Source organism: Deinococcus cellulosilyticus NBRC 106333 = KACC 11606 (assembly GCF_007990775.1).
In the GTDB taxonomy this organism is placed as follows: domain Bacteria; phylum Deinococcota; class Deinococci; order Deinococcales; family Deinococcaceae; genus Deinococcus_C; species Deinococcus_C cellulosilyticus.
Window position 1 is genome coordinate 38108 of record NZ_BJXB01000017.1, and the last position, 19232, is coordinate 57339.

18 protein-coding genes are annotated in these 19232 nt (G+C 56.9%); 4 read left to right on the forward strand and 14 right to left on the reverse strand.

Going from position 1 to position 19232, the window contains the following annotated elements; translation table 11 throughout:
- Window positions 1-48: 48 nt before the first annotated feature.
- The 9 genes from nuoF to DC3_RS17895 form a co-directional block, all read right to left on the reverse strand.
- A complete protein-coding gene (nuoF, locus tag DC3_RS17855) occupies window positions 49-1383 on the reverse strand; it encodes an NADH-quinone oxidoreductase subunit NuoF (RefSeq protein ID WP_146886704.1) in 1335 nt (444 codons plus the stop codon).
- Window positions 1380-1991 carry an NADH-quinone oxidoreductase subunit NuoE gene (gene nuoE / locus DC3_RS17860; RefSeq protein WP_146886706.1) on the reverse strand — a complete coding sequence of 204 codons (612 nt, stop codon included), beginning with the start codon at window positions 1989-1991 and terminating at the stop codon, window positions 1380-1382. Before nuoE ends, nuoF begins: the two co-directional genes overlap by 4 nt.
- A gap of 13 nt (window positions 1992-2004) precedes the next feature.
- Window positions 2005-2499 (reverse strand): DinB family protein, encoded by a 495-nt coding sequence (locus tag DC3_RS17865; protein WP_146886708.1) that lies wholly within the window; start codon window positions 2497-2499, stop codon window positions 2005-2007.
- Complete coding sequence (gene nuoD / locus DC3_RS17870) at window positions 2496-3698, reverse strand: NADH dehydrogenase (quinone) subunit D (protein ID WP_146886710.1); 1203 nt, start codon at window positions 3696-3698, stop codon at window positions 2496-2498. Before nuoD ends, DC3_RS17865 begins: the two co-directional genes overlap by 4 nt.
- Window positions 3695-4309, reverse strand: a complete 615-nt coding sequence (locus DC3_RS17875; protein WP_146886712.1) for an NADH-quinone oxidoreductase subunit C — start codon at window positions 4307-4309, stop codon at window positions 3695-3697. The genes nuoD and DC3_RS17875 overlap by 4 nt, the downstream gene beginning before the upstream one ends.
- Entirely contained in the window at window positions 4297-4833 is a 537-nt protein-coding gene (locus DC3_RS17880; RefSeq protein WP_146886714.1) for a NuoB/complex I 20 kDa subunit family protein, read from the reverse strand. Before DC3_RS17880 ends, DC3_RS17875 begins: the two co-directional genes overlap by 13 nt.
- Entirely contained in the window at window positions 4824-5150 is a 327-nt protein-coding gene (locus DC3_RS17885) for an NADH-quinone oxidoreductase subunit A (RefSeq protein ID WP_146886893.1), read from the reverse strand. The genes DC3_RS17880 and DC3_RS17885 overlap by 10 nt, the downstream gene beginning before the upstream one ends.
- Window positions 5151-5689: 539 nt before the next feature.
- Window positions 5690-6478 carry a GNAT family N-acetyltransferase gene (locus tag DC3_RS17890; RefSeq protein ID WP_146886715.1) on the reverse strand — a complete coding sequence of 263 codons (789 nt, stop codon included), beginning with the start codon at window positions 6476-6478 and terminating at the stop codon, window positions 5690-5692.
- 42 nt (window positions 6479-6520) lie between these two features.
- The gene (locus DC3_RS17895; protein ID WP_246130725.1) at window positions 6521-7663 is read right to left on the reverse strand and encodes a sensor histidine kinase; all 1143 of its coding nucleotides are present in this window, start codon (window positions 7661-7663) and stop codon (window positions 6521-6523) included.
- Window positions 7664-8078: 415 nt separating this feature from the next.
- Here DC3_RS17895 and DC3_RS17900 point away from each other — a divergent pair, with 415 nt between their 5' ends.
- The 4 genes from DC3_RS17900 (at window position 8079) to DC3_RS17915 (ending at window position 13761) form a co-directional block, all read left to right on the forward strand.
- Complete coding sequence (locus DC3_RS17900; protein ID WP_146886717.1) at window positions 8079-10307, forward strand: ATP-dependent Clp protease ATP-binding subunit; 2229 nt, start codon at window positions 8079-8081, stop codon at window positions 10305-10307.
- A 125-nt stretch (window positions 10308-10432) separates the two neighbouring features.
- Window positions 10433-11143, forward strand: coding sequence for an adenylate kinase family protein (locus DC3_RS17905; RefSeq protein ID WP_146886719.1), 711 nt, complete (start codon window positions 10433-10435; stop codon window positions 11141-11143).
- Window positions 11144-11234: 91 nt separating this feature from the next.
- A complete protein-coding gene (gene radA, locus DC3_RS17910; RefSeq protein WP_146886721.1) occupies window positions 11235-12578 on the forward strand; it encodes a DNA repair protein RadA in 1344 nt (447 codons plus the stop codon).
- Between the two features lie 139 nt (window positions 12579-12717).
- A complete protein-coding gene (locus DC3_RS17915; protein ID WP_146886723.1) occupies window positions 12718-13761 on the forward strand; it encodes a PIN/TRAM domain-containing protein in 1044 nt (347 codons plus the stop codon).
- Between the two features lie 53 nt (window positions 13762-13814).
- Here the strand turns inward: DC3_RS17915 and DC3_RS17920 are convergent, their stop codons facing one another.
- The 5 genes from DC3_RS17920 to DC3_RS17940 are packed head-to-tail and all read right to left on the reverse strand — an operon-like array spanning window position 13815 to window position 19171.
- Window positions 13815-15008 (reverse strand): ABC transporter permease, encoded by a 1194-nt coding sequence (locus DC3_RS17920; protein ID WP_146886724.1) that lies wholly within the window; start codon window positions 15006-15008, stop codon window positions 13815-13817.
- A complete protein-coding gene (locus DC3_RS17925; protein WP_146886726.1) occupies window positions 15005-15679 on the reverse strand; it encodes an ABC transporter ATP-binding protein in 675 nt (224 codons plus the stop codon). Before DC3_RS17925 ends, DC3_RS17920 begins: the two co-directional genes overlap by 4 nt.
- On the reverse strand, window positions 15676-16953 hold the full coding sequence (locus DC3_RS17930) for an efflux RND transporter periplasmic adaptor subunit (protein WP_186816106.1): 1278 nt from the start codon (window positions 16951-16953) through the stop codon (window positions 15676-15678). The genes DC3_RS17925 and DC3_RS17930 overlap by 4 nt, the downstream gene beginning before the upstream one ends.
- Window positions 16950-17930: a TolC family protein gene (locus DC3_RS17935; RefSeq protein WP_186816107.1), complete on the reverse strand. Its 981-nt coding sequence runs from the start codon at window positions 17928-17930 to the stop codon at window positions 16950-16952. Before DC3_RS17935 ends, DC3_RS17930 begins: the two co-directional genes overlap by 4 nt.
- Window positions 17927-19171 carry a TolC family protein gene (locus tag DC3_RS17940; RefSeq protein ID WP_146886732.1) on the reverse strand — a complete coding sequence of 415 codons (1245 nt, stop codon included), beginning with the start codon at window positions 19169-19171 and terminating at the stop codon, window positions 17927-17929. The genes DC3_RS17935 and DC3_RS17940 overlap by 4 nt, the downstream gene beginning before the upstream one ends.
- Between the last annotated feature and the right edge of the window lie 61 nt (window positions 19172-19232).

The window sequence follows — 19232 nt, forward strand, 5'->3', positions numbered from 1 at the left end:
CGAAGCATGCCTCGCCCCTGCAAAATCGGATCACGCTGGCTGCCATGTTTACTCTTCTTTCCACCTGGACTGGGTTGGATACATGGGCCTGCCATTGGCCACCAGATGGTCATACTCATCCCGGAACAGCTTGATGGAACTCAGCACCGGTCCCATGCAGGCATCTGCGAGGGCGCAGAAGCTCTTGCCCGAGATGTTGTCGCTCATGTCGAGGATCAGTTCCACGTCACCGGGTTTGCCCCGTCCACGCACGATCTTCTCGTACATCTTGACCATCCAGCCCGAGATGCCTTCCCGGCAGGGGGTACATTTCCCGCAGGACTCGTGGGCATAGAAGCGCACAAGGTTCCAGGTGGCGTTCACGATGCACATGGTTTTGGGGAGCAGAATCACCCCACCCGTTCCGAGCATAGAACCTTTGGCAGCGACACTCTCGTAGTCCATGGGGGTGTCCAGAATCTCATCGGTCCAGGGCATCATCGGGGTGCTTGATCCGCCAGGGATGATGGCCTTGATCTCCTCGGTGGGGCCTCCGCACCAGTCATAAATCAGTTCGCGGAAGGTGGTGCCCATCGGGAGTTCAAACACGCCGGGGCGTTTCACCGGGCCAGACACCTGATAGAGCTTGGTCCCTTTGGATTTCTCGGTGCCCATGCTGGCAAACCACTCGGGACCGTATTTGATGATGTGGGTTGCTGCACAGAAAGATTCCACGTTGTTGATGGTGGTGGGCATCCCGTACAGCCCTGCTGCGGCAGGGAACGGAGGTTTCAGGCGGGGATTGGCCCGGAGGCCTTCCAGGGAATTCATCAGGGCGGTCTCTTCACCGCAGATGTAAGCCCCTGCCCCTCTGTGCACGTAGAGGTCAAAATCAAAACCGCTGCCCTGGATGTTCTTCCCGAGCAGACCTGCAGCCCTGGCTTCCTTGATCGCCGCCCACATGCGCTCTGCAGCAAGCACGTACTCTCCGCGAATGTAGATGTATCCGACGCTGGCCCGCATGGCGTAACCCGCAATGATCATGCCTTCAATCAGCTGGTGGGGATCTTCGGTGAGCAGGTAACGGTCCTTGAAGCTTCCGGGCTCAGACTCGTCGGCGTTGCAGATGATGTAGTGCTGCCTGCCGTCCTTGAGGGGCATGAAGCTCCACTTCATTCCGGTGGGGAATCCTGCACCTCCACGTCCGCGCAGGCCGCTCTTTTTCATCTCGTCGATGATGGCGTCTGGTCCAATCTGAAAAGCCCGCTTTAACGAGGTGTACCCGCCATCTTCCTTGTAGGAGTCGATGGTGTAACTGCCCTCTTTGCCCACTCTGGCATACAGGGTGGGTTTGAAACGGGGGTCAATGCCCGAGGTGATGGGTCTGGGAGGGGCCTGGGTCATGCTTCACCTTCCACCAGTGAGGGAATCGAGGTGGCAAGGCCACCTGCGGGAAGTCCGTTGGCGAGTTCCTGCTGCCCTGCGTGAATCGGGATGGGAGGCAGGATGTCAGGGTTGAAGGGCTCTCCCCTGCGGAACTGTTCCAGCAACAACCGGATGCGCTTCTTGGAGACGCATTCGTGGTAACCCTCGTCGTTGATCTGGAGCATGGGGGCGGTTCCGCAGCTTCCCAGGCATTCCACTTTCTGGATGGAGAAAAGTCCGTCTTTGGTGACCTCTCCCTGCTGGATGCCCAGGTTGTCCACCAGGTGATCCCACAGTTCATCGCTCCCGGCAATGGCGCAACTCAGGGTGGCGCACACCTGCAGGTGGTATTTGCCTGTGGGAATGGTGTGGTAGGTCGAGTAGAAACTCATCACAGATTTGACTTCGGTGGCGGTGGTCTCCAGAAGATCAGCAATCTCCTGGATGTTCTCTTCTGGCACATACCCGAAGGCATTCTGCACTTCCCGCAGCAGGGGCATGAGGGCGCTTCGTCTGCCGCGTTCCGTGTCCGGATACCGTGAAAATATGTCCTGCACTACGTCCTGTTTGTCGGCAAAGTAACGCATGTAACCTCCGCTTTCATTCACGCCAGGGTGCCCACATCGGACCGTCGCTTTCGGTCCAGGGGACACCGTTCATTCTCAGCACCATCAGGATCTGGCCCCGGTGGTGGGCATCATGCACCAGGGCATGCTGCAGAAACATCAGGGGATGGGATTCGTAAACCTTCTGGAACCCCGCATCTGCACTCAGTTTTTCCTGCACGGCCTCCACAGCCACCTGATCCGCCTGATCCAGAATCTGCTGGATCTCCTGCAGGTTCTGGGTTCGAGGACCGAAGGTGCGCTCATCCAGCATGGTGTGCAGGTAGGTCACCTTTTCAGTCTGTTCAGGGGCAATGGTTTCCATCCAGCCTCTGCGAAAATCAATCATGTCGCACAGGTGCTGCCCGATGGTCCAGCCTCCAGCAGGGTCCCTGAGGTTCAGGTGCTCAGAGGTGAGGGCACCCAGCAGAGAGCGGTTCACCCGGGCATTTCGGCTGAAGCTTTCCAGCACCACCTGCTCGGCATTCATCGGTCCACGTCTCCCAGCACCGGGTCCACACTGGCCAGCACGGTGATCAGGTCTGCGAACTGGCAGCCCACCCCGGCCACTTCCATGAGCTGCAGGTTCACGAAGCTCGGGGCACGGATCTTCAGGCGGTAGGGCATGCTGCCCCCGTCAGAGATGATGTAATACCCGACTTCACCCCGGGCCGTTTCCACAGGAACGTACACTTCGCCTCTGGGAGGATGGAAGCCCTCGGTGACCAGTTTGAAGTGGTGAATCACTGCTTCCATGCTCGCCTCGAGTTCCTGCCTGGGGGGCAGGCTGACTTTGCGGTTGGGGTCTTTCACAGGACCGGGCTGAATCATCTCCAGGGCCTGCCGGATGATGCGGGCAGACTGCCGCATCTCTTCGAGGCGCACCATGAATCTGGCGTGGGAATCCCCCTCGATGGCGGTGGGCACATCGAATTTGTAGCGCTCGTACCCCGAGTAGGGGTTGTCTCTGCGGTGGTCAAAATCCACCCCGGAGGCCCGCAGGTTGGGTCCGGTCACGCCCATGTCCAGGCACTGCTCTGCCGTGACCTTGCCAATGCCAGTGGTGCGGGCAATGAAGATGGGGTTGTTGGCGAACATGGTGGCGTACTCGTCAATGCGGTTGTCAAACTCGACGGCAAACTTGCGCACGTTTTCGAGCCAGCCATCGGGCACGTCTCTGGAGAGGCCCCCCACCCGGAAGTAGCCCTGGTTCATGCGGTAACCGGACACTTCTTCAAAGAGGTCCTGCACCCATTCTTTTTCACGGAAGCAGTAGAACAGCAGGGTCAGGGCACCCAGGTCCAGCATCCCGGTTCCAAAGAACACCAGGTGGGAGTGGATGCGCCCGAGTTCATGCAAAATCACCCGAACATGCTGGGCACGCTCGGGCACTTCTGCCCCAATCAGTTTTTCCACACTGAGCACGTAGGCCAGTTCGTGTCCAAAGGAGTGCAGGTAGTCCGTGCGTGGAGCAAAGGTCACGTTCTGGTGGTAGGTGCGGTTCTCCATCACCTTCTCAAAGCCGGTGTGAAGGTAACCCATGTGGGGCACCACTCTGGTGATGTACTCCCCGTTCATGTGCACCACAAGCCTTAAGACCCCGTGGGTGGAGGGGTGCTGCGGGCCCACATTGAGGATCATTTCCTCGGTGTGCAGCAGGCTGGACGCCTCGCGGTCAAGCAGGGTCATTTGTGGCCTCCTTTGGAGATGTTCTGCTCAAAGACATCCACCGTGGGTGGGAAGCTTGGGGTGCTCTGGTCGCCCACGCGCTCTCCCCCCCTCCATCCGGTGAGGCCCCGGTCCTGTCCGGTGAGGCCTGCACGGAAGGCTGGTGGATCGATGAAACGCCCCTCATTGAACAGGGTCGGTGTTTCTCCGAGGGGGAAGTCCTTGCGCAAGGGATGGCCTTCAAGGTCCTCAGGGGTGAGCACTTTGCGAAGGTCCGGGTGGTTCAGGAACACAATCCCCATCAGGTCATACACTTCCCGCTCCAGGTAGTTTGCCGCTTTCCAGATGGAGTACAGGCTGGGGGCCTCTTCACTGTCTGCCAGGTAGATGCGCATGAAGATGCGTTCCCGGGTCGGGATGCGGTACAGGTTGTAGATGCAGGCAAAGCGCTTTGGACGGGCGTCCACATACTCGCTGTAATCTGCTCCAACCACATCCATCAGGACAAATCCGGCCCGCTGGAATTCACGCGCCACCCGCAACAGGTCGTCTCTTTCCACCACCACATGGTGAAGCTGACCGGTTTCGAGTTTCAGGTTCAGGCGGTCGAGGAGTTCATTTAACGGGTCCATGCGTCCACCGCCTTGAGCTTCTCTCCTTTTTCGTCGTAGGCCTCACCGCGCACTTTTTTCTGGAGCTGGGTGACCGCGTAGATCAGGGCCTCTGGACGTGGGGGGCATCCGGGAACAAAAACATCGACAGGAACCACACTGTCGACGTTCTGCACAATGGCATAGTTGTTGAACATGCCGCCTGAACTCGCACAGGCCCCCATGGAGATGACCCATTTGGGGTCGGGCATCTGCTCGTATACCCGGCGCATGATCGGTGCCATTTTCTTGGAGAGGCGTCCTGCAACAATCATCACGTCTGCCTGTCTTGGGGAGGCACGGAACACCTCAGACCCGAAGCGGGCCAGGTCGTTGCGTCCATCGGTGGAGCTCATCATCTCGATGGCACAGCAGGCCAGTCCGAAGGTGGCGGGCCACATGGAGTTGGACCGTCCCCAGGCCACCAGTTTCTCCAGGCTGCTGAAGAGGATGCCTGCGTTTTCCAGTTCCTGCACGTCTTTGGTGAAAAGATCGTTTAACGCCATTCCAGCACTCCTTTTTTCAGGATGTAGAAGTAGCCCACCAGGACCAGAATCACAAAGGTCAAGGCTTCCCAGAATGCAAACACCCCGAGTTTCTTGTAGGCCACTGCCAGCGGGTAGAAGAATGCTGTTTCAATGTCGAAGACAATGAAAAGCATGGCCACCAGATAGAAGTGAACTGGAAAGCGCTCCCGGGCACTGCCTTCGGGGTCGTTTCCAGATTCGTAGGGCATCAATTTGGTCCGGGACGGCTTTTTGGGTCCCAGAATGGCACTCACTGCAACGGCAAGCACACCAATTCCACCCGCGACGAGGAACATGATCAGGATGTTGAAATATTCCATTCTCCCTCCTACTCTCGTGCTTTTTTTCACCAATTTAGGGAAAAAAAGCACAAATACTTCCGAACCACCAACCGGGGACTTTTGCCCCACTCAAGATGCACTACAAAACGGTCAGTACAGTAATACCACAAAGCCAGGGAAAATAAAAGAATTTCCCCACCACTACGCAGAATTCAGCGCTAAACCCTTTACCAGATGAGTTTTTTCTGATAGACAACAAAGCCCTTCAGGAGGTGCTGAAAAGAGGGTCAAGGGACCTTCAGGAAAAGCCTTTAGACAACTGTCCATGACCTTCCCAGGACATTTGCTTCTGAACAGAACAGGTGACAGGCGTTGCTCCTTGTGAATGGTCTTGCTTCTGGTCTGCGGATTCACCCAGGAGAGCGTCTTCTCCCAGGCTTTACAGGTCGCAGCATAACCCTTGCTGTTCTGCTGCCACAGGGACGCTTGACTTGTTGTCCAGACCAGACCTGGGCGTTCTGGACATTTTGAAAGTGCTTTGGGAGTTGGAAGGCTTAACTTCCCTGTTGCAACACTGTATAGTTGCCATGCACCTGATAGCCCAGGCTGCGGTACAGGGCATTGGCAGCATCATTGTCGGGGTCTGCAAAAAGAATCACCTTTTTGCGTTTCTCCTGCAAAATGAAGGCACTCAGCGAGGCCATCAGCCGCCTTCCAAAACCCTTGCCCCTGGATTCTGGAGGCACATACACGAAACTGACACTCTGATAGTGCAGGGTCCAGCGGTTCACCGCAGCCACTGCAGCACACTTCTGGCGGTGCTCCAGAATGTAGAACTCCCGGTAGGTGGCATACAGCATCCTCAGGGCCTCGGTGTGGGTGAGGGTCCGGCCCCGGGTTTCCTCATTGAAATGCACCAGCCAGCCTGCCGCCTCATGGTCGTCTGGACGGAGCCTGCGAAACTCGCGGTCGACTTTCAGGTCCTGTGCTTCAAGGGTGTAGATCAGGCTGGTGCGTGGATTGTATCCCAGATCTGGAAACGCTTCCACGATCCCCTGGATGGACTTTTCAGGGCCTTCAATCAACACGGCCTCCCCGAGGAGGTCTGACGATATATATGCACAGCTTTCCAGAACCGAGACCATCAACTGGCGATGGTGGGGCTCCCACAGCACCACCCCCTGGTTGTGGGGCAGCCTGTAGGCTTCAATCTCACGGTTGCGGGCACAGGCCCAGATCAGTTTGTGGTTCAGCACCTCTTCCTGGTACAGCAGGTTTAAAGCTTCCTGATGGTCGATCCAGGTCAGGCCAGAGAAGGAGGAGGAATGGGTGGGTTGAGACATGTACACCTGATTGAAACACCCCCTTTCGGGGGGTGATGGTCTTTAGGAGAGCACCTCGACATCATCGTCTTCGTGTTTTTCGAGCGGCAAGGTGAAATAGAAGCGGGCACCTTTGCCCCGTTCGGATTCCACCCAGATGCGGCCACCGTGTTGTTCGACGGCCAGACGACAGAAGGCGAGGCCCATGCCGGTGTCAAACCGGGAGTGCATGGTGAGGCGAGATTGTTCAAAAGCCGCAAACAGGTTGGGGATGTCCTGGGCAGGAATGCCTTCCCCATTGTCGCGCACTGCGAGTTCCAGCGCACTTGCCGATGAGCGAACCACCACTTCGATGAGACCACCGGTGCGGGTGTGCTTGACGGCATTGCTGATCAGGTTGGCAAAGATGCGCCTGAGGATGTCCCGGTCCACGGGGACATGGTTGAAACGCCGGTCCACATTCACAGTGATGCGGCGTTCCTTGAGGGCAATCCCCACATCCAGCTTGGCCTGCTCAATCACCTGCTCCAGTTCATTGGGGCGAATGTGCACCAGTGAGAGCACCATCTTTCCGGCCTGCATCTTGCGCACATCCAGCATGTTGGCGGCCAGATACAGCAGGTGCTGGGACTCTTCGCGGGCCAGTTCGATCATGTTCATCAGGTCCGGGGGAATCAGGCGTTCTCCATCGTCCTTGACGATTTCCAGCAGGCCCAGAATGGCGGTGATGGGATTTTTCAGGTCGTGGACCAGCATGTGCACCAGTTGATCACGGGTGCGCTCGTCCTTGACGTGGTTTTCCACTTTTTTCTGCAGTTCTTCCACATCGGTCTGGAATTTTGACTCGCGGGTCACCCGGTCCAGCGAACGCTTGACGGCCTGGGCCAGGGTGGGAAGGCTGGTGTCTGGAGGAAGCACCACATCTGCTCCTCCTTCAAAACTGGCTTGCATTTGAGAAACCGGGACCACCGCAATCATGCGAGTGGAGCCCAGATCGGGTCTGCGGGACAGAATGGCCATCAGGTCAGGCAGAGACAGGCTGGAACTGAAGCCTTCTCTGAGCACAATGGCACTGGGCACGCCCTGGTGGGTGAGTTGCAGCAATTCTTCGGGGGTGGCAGCCCCACGCACGGGCACACCAAGCAGGCCCTGCAACTGGGGGGCATCTTGAGGAAACTGGCTTCCTAACAGCACACTACTATCCACTCACGCACCTCGGAAGAAAACGCGACACAAAAAATCCGGCACAGGTATCATTTTCAATCTAACACATTTCTTAACCCGGAAAGCCGCCGACACAGTCGGGTTCGGCAGGACTTTCCTGTACTGTGCTCAGAAATGGCTGGGATACCTGTACCTCCATTTTACTTCATTTGCCCCTTCATTTGTTTTTTGTCTGCACAGCCTGATCGTCTGACAGGAAGAAAAAACAACCTGTGGTTCATTTTCTGTTCCGATTGTCAGCTTTCACCACAAAGCCATTTCCACTTAAAGTTTCCCTGAAGAGACAGCCGTACAACTTTAATCTTGACAACAATACTGTAAGGGGTAATTCTGCTAAACTTTGCTTAACAGGCGACACCACGCCCCAGCTCACACACAACCACGAAGGGGGTCTACGGTGAACAGGTACGATGACCGAGCAAGACTGGTTTTCCATTACGCACGCGAAGAAGGCAACCGCTTGGGCCACGCTATGGTGGGTCCCGAGCACCTACTGCTCGGCCTGATGCGTGAAGGGGGCACCGCCTGTCAAATCCTGCAAGACTTCGGGTTCACCCTCGAAGGCTTACGGCGCAAGGTGGAAGAGATCATTGGACGCGGTGAAGGAAGTCGCCTGAACGACGCGCCCTCGATCACTCCCCGTGCCCGCAGGGTGATGGAGCTGGCTTCCGCAGAAGCCAAGGCCCTCGGGGCACAGGTCACAAGCACAGAGCACATCCTGCTGGGGATCATCCGTGAGGGTGATGGGGTCGCATACCGCATCCTGCAAGAGCAGGCGCGCGACGTCGACACCATCCGCTGGCGCATCATGGCCAGTGCAGACACCCGCAACAACCCCAAGCCCGTACACACGCCCTTTCTGGACGAGTACGGCCGTGACCTCACCAAACAGGCAACCGAAGGTAAGCTCGATCCTGTGGTGGGCCGCAGCGAAGAAATTCGCCGTGTAACCCAGATTCTCTCCCGCAGAACCAAAAACAACCCCGTGTTGATTGGTGATCCGGGTGTCGGTAAAACCGCCATTGTTGAAGGCCTCGCTCTGGCCATCCACGAGAAGCGCGTTCCTGCAAACCTGCAAGGTGCAAGGGTGGTGTCCATTGACCTTTCGGGCGTGGTGGCAGGCACGAAATACCGTGGTGAGTTCGAGGAACGCCTCAGACAAATCATCGATGAACTGCGCAATGCCAAAGTCATTGCTTTCATCGACGAGCTGCACACCCTGGTGGGTGCCGGTGGCGCAGAAGGAACATTGGACGCAGCCAACATCCTCAAACCCGCCCTGTCTCGCGGCGAAATTCAGGTGATCGGTGCCACCACCACTGGTGAGTACCACCGTTACATCGAAAAAGACGCCGCCCTTGAGCGCCGCTTTCAGCCCGTGATCGTTCTGGAACCCAACCCCGCAGAAACCTTAGAGATTCTGCGCGGCCTGCGTCCCCGTTACGAGGAGCACCACGGCGTGATCATTCCAGATTCCATTCTGGAACTGTCCGTCCGTATTGGTGAACGTTCCCTCCCCGGGCGCAACTTCCCCGACAAGGCCATCGACCTGATCGATGAGGCCGCCAGTCGGGTCCGCATCAACCTCAGCCTGGGGGTTCCGGTGGCAGAAGATGAAGCCGGAGAACCCGTGGTCACCCGCGAAGACCTCGAATCGGTGATCAACAGCATGGGTGGCGTTTACGTCGATGAACGCGAGTCCAGCACCCTGACCACCCTGGAAGACAACCTGCGCGATCAGGTGTACGGTCAACCCGAAGCCATCAAAGCCCTTGCCAGCGCCCTGCGCCGCGCAAGACTCGGGCTCGGAGGCCGCACCCGCGTTGCTGCAAGCTTCCTGTTCGTCGGTCCCAGTGGGGTCGGCAAAACCCACCTCGCAAAAGCCCTCGCCCGTTCCCTCTTCGGCAGCGAACGCAGCCTGATCCGCATTGACATGAGCGAATTCCAGGAGCCCCACAGCATCTCCAAGCTGATCGGTTCCCCTCCCGGATACGTTGGTCACGAACAGGGTGGTCGCCTCACCGAAGCGGTGCGCCGTCAGCCCTTCAGCGTGATCCTGCTCGACGAAATCGAGAAGGCCCACCCTGACATCTACAACACCTTCCTGCAGGTTCTGGACGATGGCCGTCTCACCGACGGTCTGGGTCGCACCGTCGACTTCAGACGCACCATCATCATCATGACCTCCAACACCGGCTTCAACACCGGCCCTGGCGTGGGCTTCAGCCCCGTCAAGGTGGAAGACACCCAGCCCCTGCGCCAGATCTTCACCCCCGAATTCCTGGACCGTCTCGATGATGTGATTCGCTTCAAGAGCCTCGGCGAGACCGAACTGGTTCTGGTGGCCCGTCAACTCCTCAGCGAAATGCAAGAAGAGCTCGCCACCCGCGACCTCAAGGTGCGCTTTGCAGAGACCGTGGCTCCCTGGCTGGTCGGCAAGCTGAAAGCCCGTTCCAGCAAGCACGCCCTGGGTTCCTCCCGTCAACTCCGCACCGTGGTGCGCGAAGAGATCGAAGATCCCCTTGCCCTGGAACTGCTCGAAGACGGCAGCGAACTGACCGTCACCGTCAAGGACAACCACCTGGCTTTTGATCGGGCCAGCATGGACTCCAAGATCCTGGCTTAAGATCTAAGTTGTCAAGCGTTCTCCCTCTCGGTTTACCGGGAGGGATTTTTTTGATGCCGGAGTCACAGAAGGGCTGTGAACCATGTGCCTGTTTTGCAGTAAAAATGCCTTTAAAATGAATCAACATGCCAGATTCACACGCAGATTCCAGCTCCACAACGCCCACATCCACAACGCCCACATCGGGCGTTGTTTTTTTGACAGGTCCCAACGCAAGTGGGAAAGGCACCGTCGCCCAGAGGCTGCTCACTGAAGGGATGGTCAGGCATCATGTCTCCATGGGCCAGCTTCTGCGGGATGTGGCACAGGAAGCCAGCAACACACCCGACCAGAAGCAAGTTCTCGACTGTTTGCTGGGTTCACCTGATGCAACCAGTCATCTGGAGCACTGCCTGCGCAATAGACTCCTGATCCCTGATGCCTGGACAGAAGCACTCATTGAACTGTATTTGAAAAACCATCCAGAGCTTCACACCTCAGTGTGGTTGCTGGATGGTTATCCCAGAAGGTTAGAGGCAGCAAAACATCTGATGGCCCTTCTGGATGAGCTCAACATTCCTCTGCTGCATGTTTTGCATTTGCGGGTCCCCGAGGCTGAAGTTTTGCGGCGCTCCCTGCTCCGAAAACGCGAAGATGACAACAAGGAAACCATCCGCAGCCGCTACCGGATTTATGAGCAGGAGATCCTTCCAGTGGTTGAACATCTGGAAGCCCTTCTGGGAACCCATCAGGTGAGCCACATTGATGCCAGCACAGATACAGGACAGACAAACTCCAGGGAAATCATTTACCAGCGGGTGAAATATACCCTGAGTTCTGCAGGGCTCACATCCTGACCCACCTTTCAATATGTTCACAACATAACAGGTACAATGGTGAAGATGAATTGTCCTCTCCTCTATTGCACCCTGACCATGAGGTCCCCTCGTGGCTAAGAAGAACCTGCCCACCTTTCAATGCAACAGTTGCGGGTACCAGTCACCCAAGCTGCTGGGCCGTTGTCCCAACTGTCAGGCCTGGGGCACCTTTGAAGAACTCGCTCCTGCTCCTTCTTTCTCTGCTGCAGGAGGTGCTTACGGAGGCATCCGGGGAGGCAAGATCACCCGACTCACCGAGGTCAGCCGCCGTGAAGAACCCCGCACCCCCACGGGCCTGAGTGAACTGGACCGGGTCCTGGGCGGAGGTCTGGTGGCAGGATCTGTCACCCTGATTGGTGGAGAACCCGGCATCGGGAAATCAACCTTGCTGTTGCAGGTTGCAGAATGCCTGTCTCAGGGAGGGCACAACGTCATTTACGTGGCAGGAGAAGAGTCTCTGGAGCAGATTCGCCTTCGTGCAGACCGTCTGGGTGTCAAAGGGGATTTCATGATGACCCGGGACACCCGAGCAGACCACATTGGAAGCCTGCTGGATGAACACAAACCGAAGCTTTGCATTGTGGACTCCATCCAGACGGTGCAGGTCTCAGAAGATGGAACTCCAGGCAGCATTTCTCAGGTCCGCGAAGCCACTGCTGCCCTCACCCGTTATGCCAAAGAGACTGGAGCCAGTGTGGTGCTGGTGGGTCACGTCACCAAGGATGGCACGGTGGCAGGTCCCAAAGTGATGGAACACATTGTGGATGCGACAGTGTTTCTGGAATCGGTGGGTCAGTTCCGTTTGCTGCGGAGTGTGAAAAACCGCTTTGGTCAGGCCGGAGAACTGGGGGTCTTTGAAATGCGCTCTGAGGGTCTGGTGGCAGTGGAAAATCCCAGTGCTGCCTTCCTTGCAGAACGCCCCATCGGTGCTCCTGGCAGTGTCATTGCCGCAACTGTGGATGGGCACCGCCCTTTGCTGCTGGAAGTGCAGGCCCTGGCCTCCAAAACCCCCTATCCCAATCCCAGGCGTGTGGTGGTGGGTTTAGACCCCAAACGCGTGGATGTGATCATTGCCGTGCTGGAGAAACGCTTCAACCTGACCCTCAGCGGCTTGGACATTTTCGTCAATCTGGCTGGAGGCATCCGCATCAATGATCCAGGGCTGGATCTTGCTGTTGCCCTTGCCATTTACAGTGCAGTCGTCTCCAAAGCCGTCCCTGAAAAAGTCGCTGTTTTTGGTGAGGTGGGTCTGGCAGGAGAGGTCCGCACCGTGCAACAGGCCATTCGCCGGGCGGAGGAGGCAATCCGGGCAGGATACGATCAGCTTCTGTGCCCTGCAGGTGTGCAAGGCAGCATGTTTGCTGTGCGGGACATCCAGAGTGCCATGACCAGCCTGTGGAGCATCAGGTCCTGAAACAGGACCTGAATCCCACCATCAGGGAACCCGAATGCCAGTCAGAAGATTTCAGAAAGTGCAATGAAGAAGCCTGTCTGACAGAAACGTGGAGCTCAACCTATTTTCAGAAAATCTTTGGCTATAATGAACGAGTAAAATGAACTGGATACCCCAAATCATCCGCATCCTCATCATGCTTATCGGGGGATACCTCTCCTATCAATTGCTGGTGTGGTTCCCCATTCTGCAGGGAGGTCCTCAGGGATCTGTCACCAACATGGTGTATCTGGTGATTGCAGGTGTGCTCACTGGCTATGTGGTCTCGAAACGGGCAGAAGCTCCATTGTCTCGCTGGGTTGAACAGTGGATTGCCTCTCTGGTCAATCTGTCTCCCAAGAAAGTCATGGCCGCCACTGTGGGAACCATTCTCAGCCTGCTGCTGAGTGTTCTTCTCAACAACCTGCTTTCCAACGCCCCCTTTTACCACTGGGGCTTCAGCCTGCTGACCACCACCATTCTGGCCATCTTTTTCATCTTTTTTTCCCTGAAGAACAGCGATTTCTTTGGCTCTTTCATCTCCCCTGCCAGCACCCCCAAGACCACCCGCATCCCCAACCCCAAAATTCTGGACACCAATGTGATCATTGATGGGCGCATCATCGAGCTCCTGCAAAGCCAGTTTCTGGAAGGCACGCTGGTGGTTCCCTTGTTTGTCCTGAGGGAACTGCAGTTCCTGGCAGACCACGCCGATCCCAGCAAACGGGCCAGAGGCAAAAGAGGCCTGGAGGTGCTGGAACAGCTCCACAACATCACCACCCTCAAAGTGCTGGACTGGGACGACAGCAACATCAAAGCTGTGGATGACAAGCTGGTCCGACTGGCACAGGAACTCTCGGCCAAGTTGCTTTCCAATGACTTCAACCTGGGGAGGGTGGCCAAATTGCAGGATGTGGACGTGCTGAACCTCAATGCCCTCGCAACTGCCATCAAGGCCAGATACAACGCTGGAGACGTGATTCAGGTGAGCATCACCAAAGAAGGCCAGCAGGCCGGACAGGGAGTGGCTTACCTGGAAGATGGCACCATGGTGGTGGTGGAAGATGGAGCCGCCTACAAGGGCCAGATGAAAAATGTGGTGGTGCTGTCCAACATCCAGACCAACGTGGGCCGCATGATCTTTGCCAGAACAGAAACCAACTGAAGCTCCAGAATAAAAGAACCGCCCGGAGGCGGTTCTTTTTGCATGTTCCAGCTTTATTCGTAACGCAGGGCTTCGATGGGAGGCAGGGAAGCTGCACGGGAAGCAGGCCACACTCCGAAAAGCACCCCGGTCAGCACACTGACCGCCAGAGCCACCACTCCAGTCACGGGCGAGATGATCACCTGAGGGAAGATGTTGGGCAACGCAGAGGCCATGCCCACAATCACACCCAGGCTGAGCACATACCCGATGATGCCGCCAAGAGCCGTGAGGGTCACCGCTTCAATCAGGAACTGCTGCAAGATGGTGCCCCGCTTCGCCCCGATGGCTTTTCTCAGACCGATTTCGCGGGTTCTTTCGGTGACACTCACCAGCATGATGTTCATGATCCCAATCCCCCCCACCAGCAGGGACAGTCCTCCAATGCCTGCCAGCAGGGCCTGCAAAATCACGGTGATCTGGTTGAACTGCTGCACGAACTGGTCCAAGTTGGTCACCGAGAAGTTGTTCTCTCCTCTGCGGCGTTGCAGGATGGATTCCACCTGACGGGTGACCTGTGCAGTGTCGGCCTCCGGGTGCAAACGGAACTGCAGGTAGCCGTATTCTCCCCGGGTCTGGTATCCGCCGCGCCAGCTGTTGCTGATGGGAATGAATCCGCTGTCTCCTCCGCCAAACAGGGCTCCGAGGTCCTGGGTGATGCCAATCACGGTGTACTCTTCGCGGCTCCCATTGTCACGGACTGCACGAACCACCTTGCCGACAGGGTTTTCGCTGTCAAACAGCTTGGTGGCGGTCTTCTGGCTGAGCACCACCACCTGGGCCGCACTCTTCTCTTCATACTCGCTGAAGTACCGGCCCTGAACGATTTTGGCTTCACTGGTCAGCTTGTTGAAGTTGGCCCGGGTGCCCTGCACGCTGACAGAGACATCCTTGTTGCGGTACATGACCCGCAGGCTGGCCCCACTGGTGGACACATCGTTGACAGGGAGAACACTCAGGGCGTCAATGTCGGCCTGGGTGAAGTTTTTATAGGGTTTCCCGGGCTCATAGTTGGCCTGCACGAAGAGGGTCTTCCCGCCAATCTCATTGAGCTGCCCGGTGATGGCCTGGGTGGCCATCTGTCCGAGGGCCAGCATGGTGGACACCGCAAACACCCCGATGATCACCCCCAGCATGGTCAGCACGCTGCGCAGCTTGTTGGCAAAGATCGCCTGGAAGGCACTGCTGAGGTTTTCCAGCATGTTCATGCGTGTGCCTCCAGCCGTCCGTCCCTGAGCCGGATGATCCGCTGGGCGCGGGCTCCCACTTCGTCCTCGTGGGTGACCAGCACGATGGTACGACCTTCCTGGTGGAGTTCATCAAAGAGGGCCAGAATGTCAGTGGTGCTCTTGGAGTCCAGGTTTCCGGTCGGCTCGTCTGCCAGCAGCACGTCCGGGTTTTGAACCAGGGCGCGGGCAATCGCCACCCGCTGTTTCTGCCCCCCTGAGAGCTCGCTGGGTTTGTGGTGCAGGCGGGCACCCAGACCCACCCGCTCCAGCGCTTCTTTCGCCCTGCGGGTCCGCTCGGCACGGGAGGTTCCCCGGTAGGCCAGCGGCAACTCCACATTGGTGAGGGCAGAGGTGCGGGCCAGCAAATTGAACGCCTGGAACACAAACCCGATCCGCTGATTGCGCACACCTGCAAGCTGGTCTTCGCTCAGTTTGGACACCTGCTGGTCTGCCAGCAGGTATTCACCGCTGGAGGGCAAATCCAGGCAGCCCAGGATGTGCATCAGGGTGCTCTTGCCACTTCCAGAAGGTCCCATCAGGGCAACGTACTCTCCCCTCTTGATGTCCAGGCTCACACCATCAAGGGCACGCACCTGGCTCTCTCCCTCGCCATAGACCTTGGTGATGTCTCTCAGGGAGATGACATTCATAAAGGGGTCACCCGAACTTTGTCACCCACCTTGAGGGTGTCCAGATTCAGGGTGAGCACCTGGTCACTCGGGTTCAGACCCTCAATGGCAGCCACTTTGACATTGCGGTCAATGATTTTCACGTTGACCTTCTCAATGATGCCTTCCCCTTTGGCATCAGGTTTGACCCGGTACACGTAAGTCTGCTCGGCTTCCGTGACAGCTTCGAGGGGTACGGTCAGGGTGTCTGGCTTACGCAGGGTTTCCACCTTGACACTGGCAGTGAAACCCGGCTTGGCCTGGACTTCCTTGAACGCAATCTGGGCATTCACACTGGTGACCTGACTGGTGCCCTGACCACTGGTGGCTGTAGGGTTGACCCGGGTCACGCGCCCTGCCACTTTGTGACCGGGCAGGGCATCGAATTCAATGCTGGCTTTCTGCCCGGTGGCCAGGTCTCTGGATCGGGTCTCATCCACCGGAACTTCAAGCTGCAACTCGGTCAGGTCGGTGATTTCCACAACTGCAGTTCCTGCTGTGGCAAAACCTCCGGGGGTCACGTTGAGGGTGCTCACCACACCATCGATCGGGGCTTTCAGGACAGCATCCGAGATCTGCTTCTGCAGGGACTCGACGCGGGTTCTGGCACTTTGCAGGGTGCTCTGTGCATTCTGCACCCCCGAGGCACTGAGCTGCCGGGTGTTCTGCTCTTTGAGCTTTGCACTCTGCAAGTCCAGCTGAGCATTTTGCACTTTCAGCTGGGCATCCCGGGCTGTGTTTTCCGCCTGCTCGTACTCGTTGCGGGAGATGCTGCCCAGATCATACAGTTGCTTTTGCAGTTTTCTCTGTTCCTCTGCGGTGCGCCATGCCTGCTGGGCACTGATCAGGGCATTCTGGGCAAGCTCCACACCCTTTCTGGCCTCCAGTGCATCCCCCTGCACTGCACCCTGGGCTTTCTGCAGATCGGTCTGAGCGGCCACGAGACTTGCTCTGGCACTTTCCAGGTCTGTCTGCAGGGTGCGGGTGTCCAGGGTCACCAGAACCTGCCCTTTTTGAACAGCATCTCCAACTTTAACTGAAGTGGTCAGCACCGTCCCTGAACTTGCAAAAGGCAGGGGTCTGCTGCGGGTGGCTTTGACGGTTCCCACTGCACTGACTTCTTTGATGAAGGTTTGTTTTTTCACTGGAACGGTGGTCACTTCCATGAGCTGCGGGGCTTTGGGCATGAGGGCATATGCAGCCACTCCCACTCCCCCAAGCACCAGAACCGTGATCACCACAGGACGGGCTTTCATTTTGCATCCTCCCATGGTGCCCAGTTGGCGGCCTGCAGAACACTGTAAGCTGCTTTGAGAGCAGAGTTTCTGGCCTGACCCAGGGCACCCTCTGCCTGACTGACTTCAAGCTGGGCCTGCAACACCTGCAGTTTTGAAATCAGACCTTTCTGGAAACGGGCATTCTGGGTGGTCAGGTTGGTTTTTGAAAGTTGCAGGGCTTTTTCTTTTGCAGCCACTGCGTTCTGGGCCACCTGATGCTGGCTGAGGGCATCTTCAAGCCCCTCCTGCACTTCCTTGAGGGTGTCCTCATAGGTCTTGCGGGCATTGTCCAGGGCCACTTTTGCCTGTTCGGCCTCGATGGCAGGGCTCAGGTCGCTGGACTTGATCTGGTATTGCAAGTCTGCATTTTCCAGGGCTGCACTGTCTTTCAGGATTCTGGGATGTTGCTTGAGGGCAGTCTGCAACTGTTCGGCCTTCCAGGTGACTTTCTCATCTCCTGAGAGGTCCGGGGTTTTGCCGTACCTCTTTTTGAAGCGGTCTGTGGCTTCCTGGATCTGCTTTTTGGTGCTCTGCACGTCCTTCTCAGCACTGTCCAGGTCGTTTTCTGCTTTGTTGAGGTCATGCTGGGTGGCTGCTCCCGCTTTCAGGCGGGCCCTGGCAGCCTGGGCATTCAGCTGTGCAATGTCCAGGCTGATCTGCTGGGCTTCAAGCTGCCCTTGCAGGCTGTCAAGGTTCTGCAGGTCAGCCAGCAGTTGCTGCCTCACCTGAAGCATCTGGCTGATCAGGGCGGCCTGTGCCTGAGAGACCCGCTGCTGGGCGCTGAGCAGATCAGGTTTGAGGGCAACCGGGTCACTCTGGGTGCGGGACAGGCCACGGGTGGCTTCCTGCATTTCGGTGAGGGCCACCTGATAGGTTGCGCTTTTCTGCAGTGCAGTGGAAGCAAGGGGAGCGGGGTTGACTGCGAATGCGCTGGAAGCCATAAAGAGTGCGATCATTTGCCATTTTGCGGATACCATGTGTAAACCTCCCATACCTGCAAACCCAGATCCAGCTGGGTCTTTTCAAGTTCCATGACGTTCTGCTGCTCTTTCAGCAGCTCTTTTTGTACCTGCAGCACACTGGCCTCACTGACCAGTCCCTGCGCAAGTCGGTATTTTTCCTGCTCGAGTGCGTCCTGACTGAGCTGGACCACCTGCCTGGAAAGCAGAAGCAATTCCTGATTCTGGCGGTATTGTTCCAGTGCATCTGCTTTGTTGCGTTGCATCTGGGATTGCAGCAGGTTCATGTTGTCTTTCACGACCTGCTGCTGTTGCTGATTGATCTGCTGCTGGCTCCCCCGGGTGAAATCCAGCGGAAATTTGGCTGCGAGACGAATGCTCCAGTTTTCCTGAGGGTTCACAGGGTTGAAGTTGTAGGTGTAGTCCAGAACAGCATCGAGATGCTGATCCAGGCTGCCCATCAGGGCATTGCTGCCATTGGAATAGCTGCCCTCCAGGGTCAACTGTGGAAAATTTGCCAGATTGAGTTTAAAAGCATTCACCTGCAGTTCCTGCAAATCCTTACGATTTTTTAACAAATCTGACGAAAGGGCTGCATGGTCTTCTGGAGGCAGCGGCAACTCAGGAAGGTTGTCCGGGAGATTGAGTTTGAGCCTCTGCAATTCGGAAACTGCTTTCCTGAGCGCCACCTGCTGTTGTTTGACACTCACCTCTGCCCGTGTGACCAGCAGCTCAGTGTTTTTGACCTGACCCTCTGTGACCGCCCCCAGGGCAAATCGGGCCTGCCTGGTCTTCAGTTCCAGTTGCTGTGCCCTGAGGTCCAGTTCTGCCATTTGCAGGGCAAGCTGGGTCTTGCGGTACAGGTGTTCTGTGTCAAGCAGACTTTTCAGGCTCTGAATTCGGGTGAGAATCAGATCGGCCTGCAGTTTTTGAAGCTCAAGCTCAATCAAAGTCTTCTGCTGATTGCTGGTGACAAGGCCGTATTGCACACTGGCCCCAACATCTCCACTCCAGTCTGGACTTCCGGTCAGCTGGTTTTTGCTGTATCCAACATCGCCTTTCAGCAGCACATTGGGCAGAACCCCAGGAGCAGTCAGCTTCAGCTGCATCTCCTGGATTTGCAATTGGGCCACCCTGACTGTAGGTTGCTGCTCCACCAGTGACAGCAGCTCAGGCAATGAAGTGGCATGCGCCGCCCCCAGCAGAGCCAGGGTCAGTATAGAGGTCCATCTGTACATGTCATGTGCATCCTCCCTCAAGATATGTGTACCAGTTCAATAGTACACTATTAATATATAG

Coding starts and splice junctions, on each gene's coding strand:
- DC3_RS17905 (WP_146886719.1), top strand. CDS start 10,433: ATGCCAGATTCACACGCAGATTCCAGCTCCACAACGCCCACATCCACA.
- DC3_RS17885 (WP_146886893.1), bottom strand. CDS start 5,150: ATGTTCCTCGTCGCGGGTGGAATTGGTGTGCTTGCCGTTGCAGTGAGT.
- DC3_RS17875 (WP_146886712.1), bottom strand. CDS start 4,309: ATGGACCCGTTAAATGAACTCCTCGACCGCCTGAACCTGAAACTCGAA.
- DC3_RS17915 (WP_146886723.1), top strand. CDS start 12,718: ATGAACTGGATACCCCAAATCATCCGCATCCTCATCATGCTTATCGGG.
- DC3_RS17935 (WP_186816107.1), bottom strand. CDS start 17,930: ATGATCGCACTCTTTATGGCTTCCAGCGCATTCGCAGTCAACCCCGCT.
- DC3_RS17920 (WP_146886724.1), bottom strand. CDS start 15,008: ATGAACATGCTGGAAAACCTCAGCAGTGCCTTCCAGGCGATCTTTGCC.
- nuoF (WP_146886704.1), bottom strand. CDS start 1,383: ATGACCCAGGCCCCTCCCAGACCCATCACCTCGGGCATTGACCCCCGT.
- nuoE (WP_146886706.1), bottom strand. CDS start 1,991: ATGCGTTACTTTGCCGACAAACAGGACGTAGTGCAGGACATATTTTCA.
- DC3_RS17925 (WP_146886726.1), bottom strand. CDS start 15,679: ATGAATGTCATCTCCCTGAGAGACATCACCAAGGTCTATGGCGAGGGA.
- DC3_RS17890 (WP_146886715.1), bottom strand. CDS start 6,478: ATGTCTCAACCCACCCATTCCTCCTCCTTCTCTGGCCTGACCTGGATC.
- DC3_RS17940 (WP_146886732.1), bottom strand. CDS start 19,171: ATGTACAGATGGACCTCTATACTGACCCTGGCTCTGCTGGGGGCGGCG.
- DC3_RS17930 (WP_186816106.1), bottom strand. CDS start 16,953: ATGAAAGCCCGTCCTGTGGTGATCACGGTTCTGGTGCTTGGGGGAGTG.
- DC3_RS17880 (WP_146886714.1), bottom strand. CDS start 4,833: ATGGCGTTAAACGATCTTTTCACCAAAGACGTGCAGGAACTGGAAAAC.
- nuoD (WP_146886710.1), bottom strand. CDS start 3,698: ATGACCCTGCTTGACCGCGAGGCGTCCAGCCTGCTGCACACCGAGGAA.
- DC3_RS17865 (WP_146886708.1), bottom strand. CDS start 2,499: ATGAATGCCGAGCAGGTGGTGCTGGAAAGCTTCAGCCGAAATGCCCGG.